The sequence below is a fragment of the Modestobacter sp. I12A-02662 genome, assembly GCF_041028325.1.
Classification (GTDB): domain Bacteria; phylum Actinomycetota; class Actinomycetes; order Mycobacteriales; family Geodermatophilaceae; genus Modestobacter.
Map to the genome: position 1 here is coordinate 149458 of NZ_JABGDE010000008.1, position 16145 is coordinate 165602.

The following is a 16145-nucleotide window of genomic DNA, read 5'->3' on the forward strand; positions in this document are numbered from 1 at the left end:
CTTTCCGTGAGGCTGCGGCCTCGGCTCCACCCCTCAGCGTGGGCGGCGCCGTACGGACTGCCGACCGCCATCGGGGAACGGAGGGCAGTGCCGTTGAGCGGGCGGTCAGGCGTCCTCGCTGGTCACCTTCCTCGCGCGGCTGGGCTGCACGCGCATCGGCTCGCCCGGCATCTTCGGGGAGCGAAACCCGAAAGCGCTGTTCAGAGCGGTGAAACCGCAGGTCGCGCGTGAGCGAAAGTGGGGGAGTTATCGGGCGAGTTCTCGCGCCTCGAATCCGCGTAGAAAGCCGTCTCCCGTGTCGCCATGAGTACCGTGCACGGTAGTAGGGCTCACCGCGGTGTGGCGCTCAGACGGGGACGGTCTTCTGTAGACGCGGGAACGGGACCACGAAGCACTCAGGCGAGGTCATACGCGTCACGTCGGTCGACGGCCTGTGCGTTTCGGTGACGTTCGCAGGAGTGGACGAGGGGCCGGTCTACTGCGGCTGGTCCTCGCCCGGGTGGCTCGGCCGGCCGCTTCCATCTGCCACGTCGAGCGGCTTGCGTCGCGCCTTCGCTGACCGCAGCGCGAGGCGGGCGAAGTAGGCCTTGCGCGCGTGCCCGGCTCGGCGTGCCCGCTCGACCGGTGACAGCACGCCGTCGGGGTCGACCTGGCGCTCGAAGCGATCCAGCATGGCGCGACGTGCCGGCGCCGTCCGCGCACTTGGGTCGGCGGTGTTGGCCCACGACTCGTGCGCGGCGAGCCGCGCGATCAGCGAGCGGTCGGCCGTCATGGGAACGAGGCTGCTGACCCTTCTCCAGTTCATCTCGCGGCGCGGCCGCCTGTGCGCGGACCCGCCGGACAGCATGGGAACGGCAGGGCTCCTGTTCCTCTGCACCCAGCGACGGGGACCGCGAGCATCTGGTGGGGGAGGGTCACTGAGCCGCTCTCCTCCAGTTGTGGTCTGCACTGCAGGACGACTGGAGATTGCAGGTCGACCGCAGGGTGGGAGGCGCCGCTGCAGGGTCGAGCGTCGACAGCGTGCACCGGCCCGGTTCTCACTACAGATGAGCGGACCCTCGTCCGAAGCTGCGGTCTCGCACATACGGGCGTCGGCTGTAGGCGTCGAGGACGGTTCTCAGTGCCGCGGCGAGTGCAGCGAGGTCGCGGTCGTAGACACGGCCGTCCTCCAGTTGGTGGGCCAGCTCGTTGAGGAGCGGCGCCCAGTCCCGTCGCGTGGGCGTGACCGGCACGCGGACCTCGACCCGGCGCTCGACCACTTCCACGGCTGACCGCCCGGACGCCGCCGCACGGCCCTGCTCCCATGCGCGACGTCGGCAGTCGACCGAGCACCACTTCGGGATGGGTCCCCGGGACCGTGGCGTGATGGCAGCACCGCACCAGGCGCAGGACACAGCGGCTGCCCGCCGGGCACCGCCATCAGCGGATGTGCGCGCCGGCACGTCGGTCTCTGCGGACTGGTCGCTGGTACCTCGCCGCGCGGTCCGCCCCCGACGGTGTCGTTCGGCTTCACGCCGGCGAGCTCGGTAGCCGGCGCTCCTTCCAACTGCCATGTTCTCAGCGTCCGGAGCAACCTCCTGAAACCCGTCCGACGAGTTCCACGGCCGCTGGTGCATGAGGTGTGTGGCACTTGATCTTGGAACTTCTCGAGTACTCGGGGCCGTGCCGAGGCTCCGGGGCGGTGGGCGAGGCCGAGCGCTGGAAGGGACAACCGCGGCCTCGCGTCGACTACTGGCATCTTGCCCGGTTCCACAGCACGACATTCGTCGAACGTCCGTGCGAAGACATGCCGGGCGCGGTGAACACCCGCAAGGTCGACGACCTGGTCAAGGCCCTCGGGTGCCGATACCGGCATCTCGAAGTCCGAGGTGTCCCGGATCTGCGCGGATCTGGACGCGGAGGTGGCCGCGTTCCGGGGCAGGTCGCTGGCCGACACCGCGTTCCCGTACGTGTTCCTGGACGCGACCTACTGCCCCCGCCCCACTTCACCGGAGGTGGAAGGCATTGCTGGTCATGACCACTTTGGTGATCTGCCTATGCGATAGGCGACGACCTTGAGCGAGAATTGTTCGGGGACGATTCGGGTGGCGTCGACGATTCGGGTGGCGTCGACGATTCGGGTGGCGTCGACGATTCGGGTGGCGTCGACGATTCGGGTGGCGTCGACGATTCGGGTGGCGTCGACGATTCGGGTGGCGTCGACGATTCGGGTGGCGTCGACGATTCGGGTGGCTTGGCGTCTCCGCGTATCTCTAGTTCCTCCCTATAGAGCAGTGTCGCCTCCTCCCAGATATCTAGCGTGCCTTTGTACTCCCCTTCCCCGGGCGGCGTCGCCCCGATTATTAGGGAACAACTGGGCCCTGGGAATGTCGCCCCGTTGCACTCGTTTGAAACGATACTAAAGGCTATCCCCGTAATCTCTATGTCAGTGATGCGGGCCCGCTCGTTGACGTGTCCGTATACGAACAGATGCCATGTGACGGTGAATCCTGGTGTAGTTGAGTTATCAAAGTAGGCTCCGATCCCCACGGCGTTGGTTGCGGTCTGGCCGTAGCCGCCGCCGTCCCCGTCCCCGCCGCCGTCCCCGCCGCCGTCCCCGCCGCCGTCCCCGCCGCCGTCCCCGCCGTCCCCGCCGCCGTCCCCGCCGCCGTCCCCGCCGCCGTCCCCGCCGCCGTCCCCGCCGCCGTCCCCGCCGCCGTCCCCGCCGCCGTCCCCGCCGCCGCCGCCGCCGTCCCCGCCCCCGCCTACCGTCGTCGACGTCGGGGAGGCAACGGAAAGGTCATTTTCCGCTCCGTCGTCCGAGGAGCAAGCAGGCAGGGGCGTTGCCAGGACCGCGGCCAGAGCGAAGGTCGCCAGGCGTGTGTTCATCATCGACCTCCCGGAGCGAACTCAATCCGAATCTCCGAGCCGTCGGGGATCACGAGGATCGTGCCGGTGGTCGGGGTCCAGTTATCAGGCAGAAGGAAGTACTTCTCGGCCGAGCGGATGAGTAGCCTGAGTCGGCTGTACCGGTAGAGGTATCGACCGTTTTCCTCGGAATTGAGCCGCTCCGTGGGCGCGACGGCGGGGTCGATAGCGAGAGCGCGCTCGCTGTATACGGTCACCCTCGGCTGCGCTGCCAGGGAGGCTCCCAGTTGTTGGGCACTTCCCCGGCCGAGCGCGTCGGCGTAAAGGGATGTCGCCCAGAAGAGGCCCAAGAGGACGAGTCCGCCGACGGCCGCCGCGCTGATCTGCGCCGACCGCGCAACCGGCGCCTCCGGACGCAAGCATCGTGCGGCGAATGCGGTGACCAGTGGACCGGTGGCTAGCAGTATGGGAGGCAGTAGGTACCAATCAAGCGGTGGAGGCAGCGGGCGGAAGGCGCCATAGGCCCCGACGACGCCAGCCAAGGCGCCGCCGACGATGACCGAGCCGACTCCCCAGCCGAATAGCTTCGCCGTGCCGCATCTGTCGGCGAGGCGATGTGCCTCGGTGTGCACTGCCACGCCGCCTAGGACGGCGGCAAGTAGCACGATAAGCGGGACAATCCCTGCCTGGACGCCTCGGATCAGGTAGTCGGTCGTCGTGAAACCCAACGTCCCTGTGCTCAAACCGAAATAGCTGGCCCGAGCGTCCACGAGCTCGAAGCCAAACCAGAATAGTAGTGCGGTGACCAGCGTCGTCGGTGGGACGACCAGGGTCAGCAGTTCCAATGCCTGCCGGGTGTGAGCCTCGGGAGCGGGCGACGCTGGGCTCCGTCGATCCCTCGCCGGCATTCCCGTAGACAGGCTGGTTTGGCGCCTTAACCTTTGGTCACGGGATGGCATCGCGCTTCGGTCCGCGACTGGGGCTGGTCACGGTCGCGCGACGGCCGCCCATCCCATCGAACGGGTCGAGCGAGCTGCAGCGTAGTAACCGGTGAGAGGTAAGCATCGGCCACCCTCCGATCATCAGAGGCAGTCGAGTATCGGGATGCCCCGTCACCGGAACGTCACCGACCGGGCGGCGACCCCGGCCGGCTAGGGCGTGTCCTGCGGATCATCTGGGCGGTCCGCGAGAATGCTGCTGCGATGGTGGGTCGCGGTGAGCTGACCGATGCGGCGTGGGCGCGGATCACACCCCTGCTGCCGGCGACTGGCGGTCGCGGCGGGCGGTGGCGTGATCACCGGCAGGTGATCAACGCGATCCTGTGGCAGGCGCGCACCGGAGCCCCGTGGCGGGATCTGCCCGAGCGCTACGGGCCGTGGAAGACCGCCCATGAGCGGCTGCGCAAGTGGACCGCCGACGGCACCTGGGAACGCATCCTGGCCGAGGTGATCGTCAGGGACGACGCGGTCGGCGCGGTGGAGTGGACCTTCAGCATCGACTCCAGCTCGGTCCGGGCTCACCAGCACGCCGCCGGAGCGCGGAAAAAGGGGGGTCCCGCGCCGGGTGGATCGACCGGCTCGCCGTCGACGGCGAGGCGCTGGGACGCTCTCGCGGCGGACTGACCTGCAAGCTGCACCTGGCCGTCGACGGCCGCGGGCTGCCGATGGCCATCCTGCTCACCGCCGAGCAGGCCGGGGACAACCCGCAGCTGCTGCCGCTGCTCGATGAGGTCTCCGTCGCCCGGGTCGGGCCCGGCCGGCCGCGTCAACGCCCGGACCGGATGGTGGCCGATCGGGCCTACTCCCATCCCTCCACCCGGGCCGCGCTGCGCGCCCGCGGCATCCCCTTCACCAGCCCCGAACGCACCGACCAGATCGACCGGCGCAAGGCCAAGGGCTCGGCCGGTGGTCGCCCACCGGCCTTCGACGCCGAGGCCTACGCCGGCCGCAACGTCGCACCACGGAGCGCCCGGGTGGAGGAGCGGATCGCGATGATGGGCTGGTACGGCTGGAACCACATGGGTGGCTGGGGCTCGTTCGCCATGGTCTTGGCCGGTGGCGGAAAGACTGACGAACGTACTTCTTGTGTGCCATTGGCGCTCAGAGGCGGCAAGATCATCAGAGGGTCCGGTGTCACCATCAGGCCTGAATCGCCATCATCGCTGCCGCGGCGAGTACCCCCAAGCCGACGAACTGCAGTATAACCGCGACTAGGAGAAGTGCCCCCTTCGAGTTGTTTCCATCCTGCAGTTGCTTCAACTGCTCCAATCGCTCCGAGACTTCCTTGAGTCGGGCGTCGTTCTCGGAACCGCTCCAGGTCGCGACAAGCTCATCGGCCAACCTTGACACATCGTATGGATAGAAGGCACGAGGGGCGAAAGTCGCTAAGGCGGCGATTGCGGAGACGACGAGGACGGCGACCGCAGTTGTCACAAGTCCCTCAGCGGATCCTGGCAGATTAGGCTTGTTGTCCGCAGTGGTTGCGGCCGCAAGCGCCAGGATTAGTGTCACCAAGGCCCCTGAAGCGGTGATGCTTGCCACTGCGCGATTGTCCAGGGAAGTGCGGCGACCGTCCTCCATCTGTACGAGATCCTTGACCAAAGCACATAAGACAGAGCCGCTTGTCCCACCGCTTCGATCGTCAGTCACCATGATTCAGGTTTCCCCCTTCCGCTCTTCGACGGGCACCTCGGGGACGTCAATCGGCGTCGTACTCGGCCTTCGGTACCGCCGCTGAGGGATTCTGGGTAGCGGTGGTGGAAGACTTACCGGGGAAGTACCTGTCTCTCGCGATGCACCTGAATCACCAGGTTTGCCAGGCTCGGCCATCATCCCGTACCTCCATTCCGATGACTCCTCAGCCACTCTCACCCCACGCGCTGACGTTGAATGGGGACCGTTGCACTCTAGGGCTCGCCGGGACGATACGGGGGAAGCGCTCCACCGATTGCATAGAGTTCAACTATCTTCACAGCAACCTCATGCTCCCTGCTCGCCTGTTGCAGTTTGCTTGACTTCGCCCACAGCCTCTCAAGTAGTGCTGGCTCGTGCAATTCCAAAGCATTGAAGAATCCCGGGAACGCGCGACAGCACATCATGAACCTGGCTGTGGTGTCCGGAATCGGTCCCATGTCGCCGAAGAGCCACCCAATGTCTGGGTTCTGCGTCGCACCTAAGAGAATGCGCTCCGCCTTATCGACATAGTGTTGCAACAGCGAGAACGTGATTTGAGGGTCGAACGACTCCTCTACTAGAACCCAATCAAGGGGAGAGGCCAACCCCTCCAAAGTTGCAACGAACGTAGCGTTGCTCGCGAGGGCGGAGGACGAACTGAGCGAGCGGCGCTCGACTAAACCACTTGTCAGCGCCCCAAGTGCCTCATCTAAGCTCGGCAAGATCGCCCGCTGACGTAAGAATTGTGAAGGCGACTCCGATGATGTCACGTCGGCAGGCACGTCATAGAACAGAATCGAGGCGAACCCCTCACCAATATGCATATGGGCATGAACTGTGTCGGGAATATTCGTCCACAGAGCAACAAAGGTACTTTCATCTACAAGAGCGTCTTCAATCAGTCGCTCCTCAACATATGTCACGTTACTATCGGCTAAATGACTCAGCCAGTCATACCCGTCCTGCAGTCCGGGGACTTTGACGCCCAGTGAAACCAGGTGTTGTTGTGCAGCATCCCACCATTCCAGGACGCAACTCTTGACATCCGTCTGAGTGTGGTCAACAAGTTCTGCCGAGACCATGCCCATGTTACTGGCGAAAGCTTCATCGATCTCCTGCTGCAGCGCATTTAGAGCCTCGCCCTGCTGGGTGGACCCCATCGCTGAATGTATCTCACCTCGAGTTAGATTTCCGGCAATCCCAAGTCGCGACTTTATCAAGGTCATGGAAGCCTGCAGAAAGGCATCGGGCCAGCCGTGGATCTCTATCGCTTCGCAGATGCGTCGAACTCTGTAGTCAGGAACGTTCCGCGGGTTTCCAAGGTCTTCGCTCACCACATCAAGCCAGTCCTGAGATGGGGCGCGCGCGAGTATCCTTGTGTTCATAGCCGCCGCGGCAAGCGCCTGCAGTAGCAGCGGCTCAGCCCCCCGGGTCGATTCTGGCAATCGTCGGCCGGCCCGAAGATAATGATCGAGCGCCTCTGTGTACGCGCTCGGGAGTGGCGCCACTTGCCCAGGCGGAGTCCCCCTGTGCTCATGGTACAAGTGCTCGACGTACGAAGCCCATCCTTCCTGAACTAGGAAGGTTCCGGCGAATAACTGGTCCGTCAGGCGCTGCAGCGAATCCGATCGCCCTTTGCTGCTGGCTAATGTGCTCAGGGCTTGTAGGTATCGCAGCGCGGTTCCCACGCTCGTAGTGATTGCTAGGTTGCGATGGGCGCCTTCATGGGCGGCCGTTGCCGCCGTCCCCCTTGAAGCGGGATGCATTCGTGGATGCACGTACACTTCCGAGAGCAAATCGAACCAGCCCGCGTCTGACGGTTCATCGGACATCCAAGGCCCTTCCTCCAGGGAGAAGATTCTGCCGCACCCGCTGCGTCGTGCCTAGCCGCGCCTCGGCGACTGGCCACTGCGAAGGAGGAGTCGTGCGTCCTGGAGGGCTGTCCCTAGGGCCGCCCTCAGGGACATCGGGCTCCGCGGGACAATGGGTCTCGGTACGTCCCTAACGCGCCTTGAGTTGGCTCCAGGACGCGCCCGAGCGCGGGGGAGGACTACAGCAACCGGTACAGCAACGCGGCCCGAACGCGGCTGTACCCGGCCGGACGAAGAACGCCGCAGCCGTCTCACCAGCGCAACAAGTCAACCCCGGGTGTCGGCGAACCCCCGGCACCTGACTAGGGGTCTTCGGGCGTGTCTCGACGCTCCGGGGCCGGCGCAGCAGTCAAGACCCTTGCCGCCCGCGTCCCGCTCGCATCGTGTGAGGGCCAGGCTGCGGCAAGCAGCGGCCTCCCCGTCGGTGGCCGGTCGACTCCAGGGACAGCGAGCTTCCTCGCCCAGCTGAACCCGGACACAGCCTGCCGTGAGGCACCCCCGGGTCAGGAGCTGAGGGAGGCAGGCCTGCTCACCTTGACCTCTGCTGGCTCCGAGCGACGAGGACGAGCCCGCCCACGACGACGACGATGGGCACCCACGATGGCAGCCCGAACGGTCCGAGCAGTAGGCCCACGACAGAGAGCAGGAGCTGGAAGCCGAGGAAGAGACCCAGCGCCACCAGCACCCAGAAGATGACAGGCTGCTCAGCCGTCAGTCGGCGCAGGTGCTCCATGGTGTCTCCTCATTCGTGTCGGTTGGCGCGTGGCGACGACGCAGCCTGGCCGTGGACCGCCGGCTCAGCCAGCTGGGCACATCGGCAACGCGGGGTCGCGACTTGAGTCGACTGTCCACCGGAGAACGTCCCACGGTGAAGACGGCGTTCCCGCTCCTGTTCTCGCCAGGGGTCTGTCAGGCGGCCTGTGTGTGGTGCCACGGTAGTGGCCAAGCCGTGTCGTTTACGGTCGTCCGGAGGGGTCTCCTGACAGCCACATACGACGCTGAGCTGCGGCAATGGACAACGGCGGACGTCCGCGGACCCCCACCAGCCACCCTGGCAGTGTGGGGGTCAGGGGTTCGAGTCCCCTCAGCTCCACCCCGATGACCAGGCCGTTCTCCTTCTGGAGGGCGGCCTGAGTCGTCTCTGGTTGCAGTTGTGGTTGCAGTTTGCCTGCCCTTACCTGGCAGCAGCAGGGCGCTCATCCGGTCGGCGGCCTCGCGGGCCAGGGCCGGCATGACGTGGCTGTAGATGTCCATCGTGGTGCGCATCTGGCTGTGGCCGAGCAGCTCCATGACCACGCGCGGGTGGACGTTCTCGCTCAGCAGCAGGGTGGCGGCGGTGTGCCGGCCGTCGTGCAGCCGGACGTGCCGGACGCCGGCGGCCTGGAGCAGACGGCTCCAGTCGTCGTAGTCGGTCTTCTTGTCGATGGGCCGGCCGTTGGGCTGGGCGAAGACCAGGTCCTCGTCGTGCCACTCCGAACCGGCCAGCATCCGTTCGCCATTCTGGACGGCTTTGTGCCGGTGGAGTTCGGCCACGAGGGGCACCGGCAGCGCGAGCGTGCGCTGGCTGCGGCGGGTCTTGGGCTCCTCGTAGATCAGCCCGCCGCCCCGGACGCGGTGGATGCTCCGCCGCACGGTGAGGGTGCCAGTGAGCGGGTCGATGTCCTTCCACTGCAGCGCCAGCGCCTCGGACTGCCGCAGCCCGAGGGCCAGGGCAACGGTCCAGCGGGCGGAGTTGCGCACGTGGGCGGCCGCGGTGAGCACGGCCCGGGCCTCGTGGAGGGTCAGGGCGGTGGCGAGGTCGCTATGCCTCTGGGCGGGTGGATCGACGAGCGTGGCGATGTTGCGGGCGATGTGGCCGCGCTGCATGGCGACGGTGAGCGCGCGGGACAGGATCCGGTGGTGGCGCAGCACGGTGGCGGGGGAGTAGCCGTCGTCGAGCAGCGCGGTGTACAGCTGGTCGAGGTGCTCGGGGCGCAGCCGGTCCAGGCGGTGCCGGCCGATGCCGGGCATCAGGTGCTTCCGGACGGCGGACTCGTAGCTCTCCAGCGTGCGCTGGCGCACCCGGCGCGGGGCGATGGTGGTGAGCCAGTGCTCCAGCCACTCGGCGACGGTCGGGGTGGAGACGGCGCTGATCGTGCCGCTGTCGCGCCTGCGTTCCAGGTCGCGGACCTTCGCCACGACCACGGCGCGGGTCTTGCTGGTGACGTGCCGGCGGTCGGGCTTGCCGTTGGCGGTGAAGCCGACGGAGACGTAGCCGTGCCACCGGCCGTCGGCGTCCTGGTAGATCGTCGACTCGCCGTTCGCCGCTCGTCCCGCCATCGCTGGTCCCGTTGTCGTCGCTGCCGGGCAGTCTTCAGCAACCTGCTGACTGGCGGCCAGCGCTCGGGGGGAACAGTGCTGGCTGGTCCACAGTTTGCGCGCGGGTCCGTGCATGGCGGGCCGGTGGGGGAGCCTCGAGTCGGCTGACGTAGCGCTCGATCTCGGCGCGGGAGATCCGGCAGCTGCGGCCGATGTGCACCGGCCGCAGGTGACCATCCTTGGTCAGGGCGTAGACGGTGGTCCGCCCGACCCGGAGGACGTCGGCCGCCTCCTCGGTGGTCAGCAGCAGCCTGTCGGCGCTTAAGTCCTCTGACTGGTTGTTGTCGGTTCGCACTTGGATCCTCCCGGTGGCCGATGGCGGTGACCGGCGGTGTGGACCCGGTCGTTCCTCACCCGGAGAAGGCGCCTTCATCGCCCGATTGGTGACGGCTGACGCGAAGATCCGGGCAATGGCGGGCCGACCGGGACGGTGGCGAACCGTGCGGCCCGGTGCTCGCAGAACGGGGTGACGTCCGAACGTCGTTGTCACCCCGGCCGGTTGCACGTCACCCCCCGGGTCGCGGTCAGTGCGGTCGGGGAGCTGCCCGGCTGCGGATGTAGCTCCGGCGGCTCATCGCGACGTCGACTGCGGTCAGGGCGACGGACAGCTCGTCCAGGTCGCGGTTGTAGATGCGACCGTCGTCGAGTTGGGCGGTGAGCTCACGAAGCAGCCGCGGCCAGTCACGCCGGGTGGGTGGGATGGGCGTCGGGGTCTCCACGCGTCGTTCGACGAGCTGCACCGCCGAGAGCCCATACGAGGCCGCGCGTGCCTGCTCCCAGGCCCGCTGCCGGCAGGATGGCGAACACCACTTGGGGAGGCGTCCCGTCGCCTTGAGGGTGATCGGCCCGCCGCACCACCCGCACACCGATGCGGCGCGCCGCCGAGGCTGCCTCACGGACTCGGCCGCCCGCGTCGCATCTGCACTCCGGTCCTCGGACGACGACATACTCGCCCGCCTTGGCTGCAGGCTGGTTGCTCGGCGCCGGGTCCCGGATCGCCCTGATGCATTCCGACGTTTGGTCATGCCGGCCACGGTCCGGATCAACGTCCCAGCCGACGTCACCCCCATCCGTCACGACGGAACGGGGGTCCTCGATGCAGTAGGTGTGTCGGCTGCAGATCCTCTCGGGGTTGACGCCGTAGCGGAGCTCAAGGTGGCTGGGCGACATCATGCAGGCCAGCCACGCCCAGGTCATCGGTCACCTCCGCGTCAGCGTCGAGAGCACGCGGCCCGAGGTGAGCGCGACCATCTTTGAGCAGCTCCCGGATCTCCTCGCCACCCGAGGCCGGCAGAGAGCCAGGTAATCGACGAGCCGTTGGACACCTCCCGAGCCATCGCCGCGTGGACGATCCGCGACTACCGGCCTCCCCCTGGAGAATCCATGTCGGCGTTGTGAGACACGGGAACCGCTGGTGCAACGCTTTCGCTATCGCTCGGAATATCGCTTCCTGCACGGCCCGCCTCTCATACAAATGAGGCGCCGACAGGGGACTGTCCCCTGTCGGATATAAGTGCCCTGATTCTTATCGGGCACGTCGCCCCAGAATGCAGCCCGACTGGCCTGGCTTTTTGGGCGTCATCCTGCCGTTCAGCACTCACGGCCTACCTGTGCGATGGCACTGGCTCCGAGTTAAGGGTGCCGCTGACCGACGCGTCGTCGCCGTGCGGACCCGCCCACCCCAACCTCGAGGGCGCCTGAGATTGCACTCCGTCGGCTGGTCAAGAAGCGCTGCGGATGCGCCCCTCCCGCCTGGTCCTGGGAGAATGGGACGAGCGCCTGGACCTGGTGATCGCGCTGAAGCCACGCCCGGGATGTGCACCCTGCACGCCAACAGCGCGCGCGAGGAGATCCACGCCTAGGCAGGACCCGTCGCACTCAGCCGCAGACAGTGTCCGATGACGTGAGTGCGACGGACATCTGGTGGGTACCGCAGATATCAGACACCGTGTCGGATGGAGGAGTTGGTCGATGATGTCCGCGTGACCAGGAACGTGGAGGTCAAGACTTGCGAGCGTCTCGCGCTCTCAACCGAAACGAAGCGGCGTCTCTGGAGCGAGTCTGGGGGCTACTGCCAAAATCCTCAGTGCACCACCAAGCAGCTCTTCGCGGCGGGGACTGACATCGACTTCGCGGAAATGGCGCACATCATCCCTGCATCCACTGGAGGACCTCGCGACGAATCCGCCCCAGACATGACTCCCCAGCAGCGTGCTCATCACAGCAACGTCGCTGTCCTGTGCGCCAACTGTCACACCATCGTTGATAAGGATCCTGCGAGCTACCCAGCCGACCTCGTGCGTGGCTGGAAGGAGCGACACGCACGGGCACTGGAGGTAGCTCTCGGCGCGCCCGAGTTCGCCACTCGCGCGGAGGCGCGCGACTACGTCGCTCCGAAGCTGGACGAGAACCGAATGATCTTCACACATTATGGGCCGCTCCGTGAGGCCGTCACCGAAGAGGGGGCTGCTCAATGGCGGCGACACGTTGTGGCGACCGTCATTCCGAATAATGCCAACGTGCAGCTGGCGCTGAAGCGAAACCGGGCGCTGCTCACGCCGGACGAGCAGGCCACCGCCGACCTCTTCTCGCTTCATGTGTTTGAGTTTGAGGCACGTCACTTATTGGACGACTTCACGGCTGGATCGACACGGTTCCCAGTTGCAATGGACACCATCCTCAAGGACACCGAGTGAGCGGCATTCAATCTTGGATCGCAGGCAAGCTGGATGATAAGTACAATGTCTACCTGCAAGGGGAGCAGGGCCTCCGAATCGAACGACCTGGCGCACCTACCGCACACGTCTACTGCATCGAGCCCGATGAAGCGGCGCTTTTCGACGTGGAGGACCTCGAAGCGGCGCTAACCGAGATGCCACAAGCCGACTTCTTCGTGATCGTTCGACGAGCCGTGGCGCACCAAGCGTACGAGCGAGCAGAACAGCTCGGGGTGTGTCTGGACACGTTCGGGGAACTACAAAGTGCGTTGTTCAGTGACTACGATATCCGGTCCCATCGAAGCAAGAATAACGCATACCTGCAAAATCGCCTCAGGCGAAGCAAGTACGTCGAATCCATCACCCGCAGAGGAGGAGCCGCATACGAAATAACGAGAGTCGATTCTCTGAGGCCACTCATCATCGTGACAATCGACCACTACGAACTAACCGCAGACGGCGTGTACACTGTTCTAGACGATTACGACCATCTGGTAGTAGACATCATCGTCACGACGAACCCCTACGCCATGGGCTTTTCACGCGAGTCGTGGAGGGTGGCGGAACGGGCGGGGATTGAGGTAGACACATTGAACAACTTCTTGGACCGAATCGGTGAAATCTCGTAGAAAGCTTGCTTGGCCGCAGCTAGCCAAGTTCTGCCATTGTGCAGCGGATCTGGGTGATCTGGAGGTATGGCTCTTCGGATCCGCCGTGCGAACGGAGGCGCCGAAAGATATTGATGTGCTTGTGGTCTATGCCTCACGTCAGAAGGTGGTTGAACTGAGGGCGACAGCTCGGTGGAACCTCTGCGACCCCCCTTTGCACATGATCGCCATGACGGATGCGGAGGAGCGGCATTACAAGTTCATCTCTGTGACAAACGCGGTTAGACTGGTTTAGGCTGGCTCGTAGCCACGGTCCGCGATTGGCGTCAGCGGCGAAGAACGGAGTCGATGGCTGAGCACCACGCACGCAGTCGCCCCCTGAGGGGTGTCAACGCGCTGATGGTGGCCGCGACGTTGCGGCTCCTCGTTGTCGTCCCCGCAGCCATGCCGTGCTGCTGGGGATTTACCCAGGGACCGCCCGTCCTGGGGACACTGCGCGCACTCGTACCGACGCAGCCGCCTTCGGCCGGTCCGTTGACAAATCGCCTGCGTTGTCGGTGGCTCGTGGTGTGATGGCAGCAGCGGCAGTTCGCCGCTGCTTGTCTTGAAGGCTAGGAGTCGGGTGACTGCCACCGTCCTTGACGTAATCGACAACTTCTTGACTGGCGAGGGCGCTACGGAAGTCCACCGCATCCCCGGTCGCAACCTCTACGAGCTTGGTCGGGAAGCACGACGACTCGCTGATGCGCGCACTCCAGCGCAAGTTGAGCCGGGGGCTATTTACCTCGGCGGTTGGCCGTCGGCAAACTTTTGGGCTGTCTCCGGTGACCTGATTCTTTCGACTCTTCTTTACGCTGACTCTGTTGTCGTAAAAGACCCGGTGACTGACTGGTTCTCATCAAGTCAATACAGAGTGCCGCATGTGATGCCGACGAGGCCAGGGTACTTGGACCCTGAAGCAGGTAAGCCTGCCGTTGGTCAAACGCGGGCTTTTCTCCGCTCCGTGCTCCCATCCCTGCTTGCCTTGCGCCCGTTGGTTGAGTCCGGAGCCATCATCTTTACCTCGTCACATGACTTCAATCTCGCCGCGTCAGGGCAGATTGAGCTCATGACGGAGTCCCTTATGGCCAACTTGGTAAGAGACGTCGCGCAATACACTATGGACTTTTCTCCTGAGGAAATCGCTGTTGAAGACAATGTTCGAGGGATGTTCGTAGCCGCCCCAGGTGATCAGGAGGCATCGGTCGTCCGCAGCCTTGAGCACGGCATGCGGCACTTCGCACGTGAATACTTGCTCGCAACGAGCGTAGGAGCTACCTACACGGCACCGTTCAGGCACGAGCGGTATTTGTGCGAGTCGGGGCTCGGAAGGTCTCTCTCTCCCAGTGAGCGCGTGACCCGTGCTTTGATGACCACCGAGCTGCCTATCTTAACCGGTTTGACTCCGGAAATTGTGGCCAAGGTTCGGCGTGACGACGCGTATGAGGACTTTCGTGCTCAACTGCACAATATCTACGCAGGGCTTCCAGTAGGAGCTCCGCATGACGAGGTCGAACGTTTCTTGGAGGATCAGGAGCGAGCGCTGCTTGCGGGGCCGCTTCGAAGGGCCGAACAGGATCTATCGCGTGGCGCCCTCGGGCGCTTGGGCGCGTCGCTTTCTAGGGCCACCTTCAACATCGCAGCAGGCGTCGCCATGGATGCTGCCGTAGGCACCGGGTGGTTGGGAGCTGGGTTGGGCGCCGCCAAGACTGCGGCTGAGGAGGTTGTCGCCGCTAGGGCCAGCCTTGGGCCGCAGCGTGTGTGGAATGCTCTCGTGAAGCACAATAGGAAGCCGAACCAAGAGCTGGATGGAGTGAGCGTCCAGCTAGGCCACGCACAACAGAAGCCCTACTGGGGCATACCTGGGACCCCCGGTATGACTGTCACAGTGACTGCTGGTGCGACTCTCTGGGATCATGTTCCGCAACCAGGTGCGAGTGATGAATCGCCCAGTGGTGCATACCGGGAAGGTGACTATGCACCATGCGATTGCGGCAGTGGCCGTGGATATCGGTATTGCTGTAGGCGACTGAAGGTGGACTTCTGATCCGGCTGAACAACCCGAGGGGGCCCAAGCCTCGGGAAAGTGACGTGTTCGGCGTAAGGCTCACCGGACGTCGGATGCGAGTCCTCCTTGACGGAGGATGGGAGTCTGCCCGTTGGGGGACTGACGACGCTGGTCGACAGCTGCAGGAGATGTTCGCGGCCGAAGACATTGAGGTTTGGGTTGTCCGTGGGGAGGCCCTAACACCGGATAGTCCCACGTGGGGGCCCTCATTCCCCCTCGACGTGCGCGAACTCAGGGTGCGCGAACTGTCAGATCGAGACTTTGCCAGCCATGAGTTGGAGTGGACTGATGGTGATGGGTGGACCCGGTCGGCGATCTTTGGAAACTTGATCGAAGTCGCGGGTCTTGACGAAACTGCTGTCTCGTATTCGCCTCTGGTTCCTTCAGAGAGAGCAGCTCGGAGATGTGCTGACGCGGTCGTTGCCGGTGTAGCGGAGAGTTTGGGCGTCGACCTGTTGATCTCTCGGCGCGACTACCTGCATCGCGGGAAGCCGCACCTAGTTCGTGATGTGACAGTTTGTACGCCCGAGTCGGCAGTGGGCCTGACGGGTCTCTTCCTGAGAACGCGTGACCGCTACGAGTGCTTAGGGATTTACGGAGCGGTTTTCATATCGCGTTGGACAGGTGGCTTTTCTTTCTGGTCGCGGCCAACGCTCTCCTTCCAGCGGCTCAGGGGTTGCAGTCACGCCTTAGCGCTTCCTCCACGTCTACGGAGCTGGCCGCTGAGGACGTGTCAGCGTTGATCCAGTCAGTCCGACAGCGCACCGCTCGTGCGCTTAAGTTGCGGGATGATCTTCTGCGGCTGGCCAACACGTCCGTTACAAACAGTTCCTTTGATGAGGCATTGGAGGACCTTGACAGCTGCCTACTGTTCCTTATGGGCGCGCTGGACGCGTTGGCGCGGTGTGCTCATGTTCTGGCCGAACTGCCCGCGAGCAAACTCTGGCAGGCTGGGTGGCAGAAGA

14 protein-coding genes and 1 pseudogene are annotated in these 16145 nt (G+C 64.8%); 6 read left to right on the top strand and 9 right to left on the bottom strand.

Annotated elements, in window-relative coordinates:
* Window positions 1–475: 475 nt before the first annotated feature.
* Window positions 476–772, bottom strand: a complete 297-nt coding sequence (locus HL189_RS13530; RefSeq protein WP_369134229.1) for a hypothetical protein — start codon at window positions 770–772, stop codon at window positions 476–478.
* Between the two features lie 1026 nt (window positions 773–1798).
* Between HL189_RS13530 and HL189_RS13535 the strand changes: the two are divergent.
* Window positions 1799–1970: pseudogene (locus HL189_RS13535) on the top strand (transposase); the annotation flags it as partial.
* A gap of 64 nt (window positions 1971–2034) precedes the next feature.
* On the opposite strand, the gene HL189_RS13540 reads toward HL189_RS13535, so the two are convergent.
* Window positions 2035–2868, bottom strand: coding sequence for a hypothetical protein (locus tag HL189_RS13540; protein WP_369134230.1), 834 nt, complete (start codon window positions 2866–2868; stop codon window positions 2035–2037).
* Window positions 2868–3692, bottom strand: coding sequence for a hypothetical protein (locus HL189_RS13545; RefSeq protein ID WP_369134231.1), 825 nt, complete (start codon window positions 3690–3692; stop codon window positions 2868–2870). The genes HL189_RS13540 and HL189_RS13545 overlap by 1 nt, the downstream gene beginning before the upstream one ends.
* A gap of 357 nt (window positions 3693–4049) precedes the next feature.
* Between HL189_RS13545 and HL189_RS13550 the strand changes: the two genes are divergently transcribed.
* Together HL189_RS13550 and HL189_RS13555 are read left to right on the top strand one after the other, a co-directional pair.
* Complete coding sequence (locus tag HL189_RS13550) at window positions 4050–4469, top strand: IS5 family transposase (protein WP_369134232.1); 420 nt, start codon at window positions 4050–4052, stop codon at window positions 4467–4469.
* Between the two features lie 41 nt (window positions 4470–4510).
* Window positions 4511–5050, top strand: a complete 540-nt coding sequence (locus HL189_RS13555) for a transposase (protein WP_369134233.1) — start codon at window positions 4511–4513, stop codon at window positions 5048–5050.
* On the opposite strand, the gene HL189_RS13560 is transcribed toward HL189_RS13555, so the two are convergent.
* From HL189_RS13560 to HL189_RS13585, 6 genes are all read right to left on the bottom strand, one after another.
* On the bottom strand, window positions 4986–5387 hold the full coding sequence (locus HL189_RS13560; protein WP_369134234.1) for a hypothetical protein: 402 nt from the start codon (window positions 5385–5387) through the stop codon (window positions 4986–4988). The two genes, HL189_RS13555 and HL189_RS13560, sit on opposite strands and share 65 nt — an antisense overlap.
* 365 nt (window positions 5388–5752) lie before the next feature.
* Window positions 5753–7351, bottom strand: coding sequence for a hypothetical protein (locus HL189_RS13565; RefSeq protein ID WP_369134235.1), 1599 nt, complete (start codon window positions 7349–7351; stop codon window positions 5753–5755).
* A 568-nt stretch (window positions 7352–7919) separates the two neighbouring features.
* Entirely contained in the window at window positions 7920–8123 is a 204-nt protein-coding gene (locus HL189_RS13570) for a hypothetical protein (RefSeq protein ID WP_369134236.1), read from the bottom strand.
* Between the two features lie 176 nt (window positions 8124–8299).
* Window positions 8300–9709: a tyrosine-type recombinase/integrase gene (locus HL189_RS13575; protein WP_369134237.1), complete on the bottom strand. Its 1410-nt coding sequence runs from the start codon at window positions 9707–9709 to the stop codon at window positions 8300–8302.
* A 34-nt stretch (window positions 9710–9743) separates the two neighbouring features.
* The gene (locus HL189_RS13580; RefSeq protein ID WP_369134238.1) at window positions 9744–10043 is read right to left on the bottom strand and encodes a helix-turn-helix domain-containing protein; all 300 of its coding nucleotides are present in this window, start codon (window positions 10041–10043) and stop codon (window positions 9744–9746) included.
* Window positions 10044–10272: 229 nt separating this feature from the next.
* Window positions 10273–10467 (bottom strand): hypothetical protein, encoded by a 195-nt coding sequence (locus tag HL189_RS13585; RefSeq protein WP_369134239.1) that lies wholly within the window; start codon window positions 10465–10467, stop codon window positions 10273–10275.
* Between the two features lie 1263 nt (window positions 10468–11730).
* Between HL189_RS13585 and HL189_RS13590 the strand changes: the two genes are divergently transcribed.
* From HL189_RS13590 to HL189_RS13600, 3 genes are all read left to right on the top strand, one after another.
* Window positions 11731–12444: an HNH endonuclease signature motif containing protein gene (locus HL189_RS13590; RefSeq protein ID WP_369134240.1), complete on the top strand. Its 714-nt coding sequence runs from the start codon at window positions 11731–11733 to the stop codon at window positions 12442–12444.
* Complete coding sequence (locus HL189_RS13595; protein ID WP_369134241.1) at window positions 12441–13094, top strand: hypothetical protein; 654 nt, start codon at window positions 12441–12443, stop codon at window positions 13092–13094. The genes HL189_RS13590 and HL189_RS13595 overlap by 4 nt, the downstream gene beginning before the upstream one ends.
* A 601-nt stretch (window positions 13095–13695) precedes the next feature.
* Complete coding sequence (locus tag HL189_RS13600) at window positions 13696–15159, top strand: YecA family protein (protein ID WP_369134242.1); 1464 nt, start codon at window positions 13696–13698, stop codon at window positions 15157–15159.
* The last annotated feature ends 986 nt before the right edge of the window (window positions 15160–16145 follow it).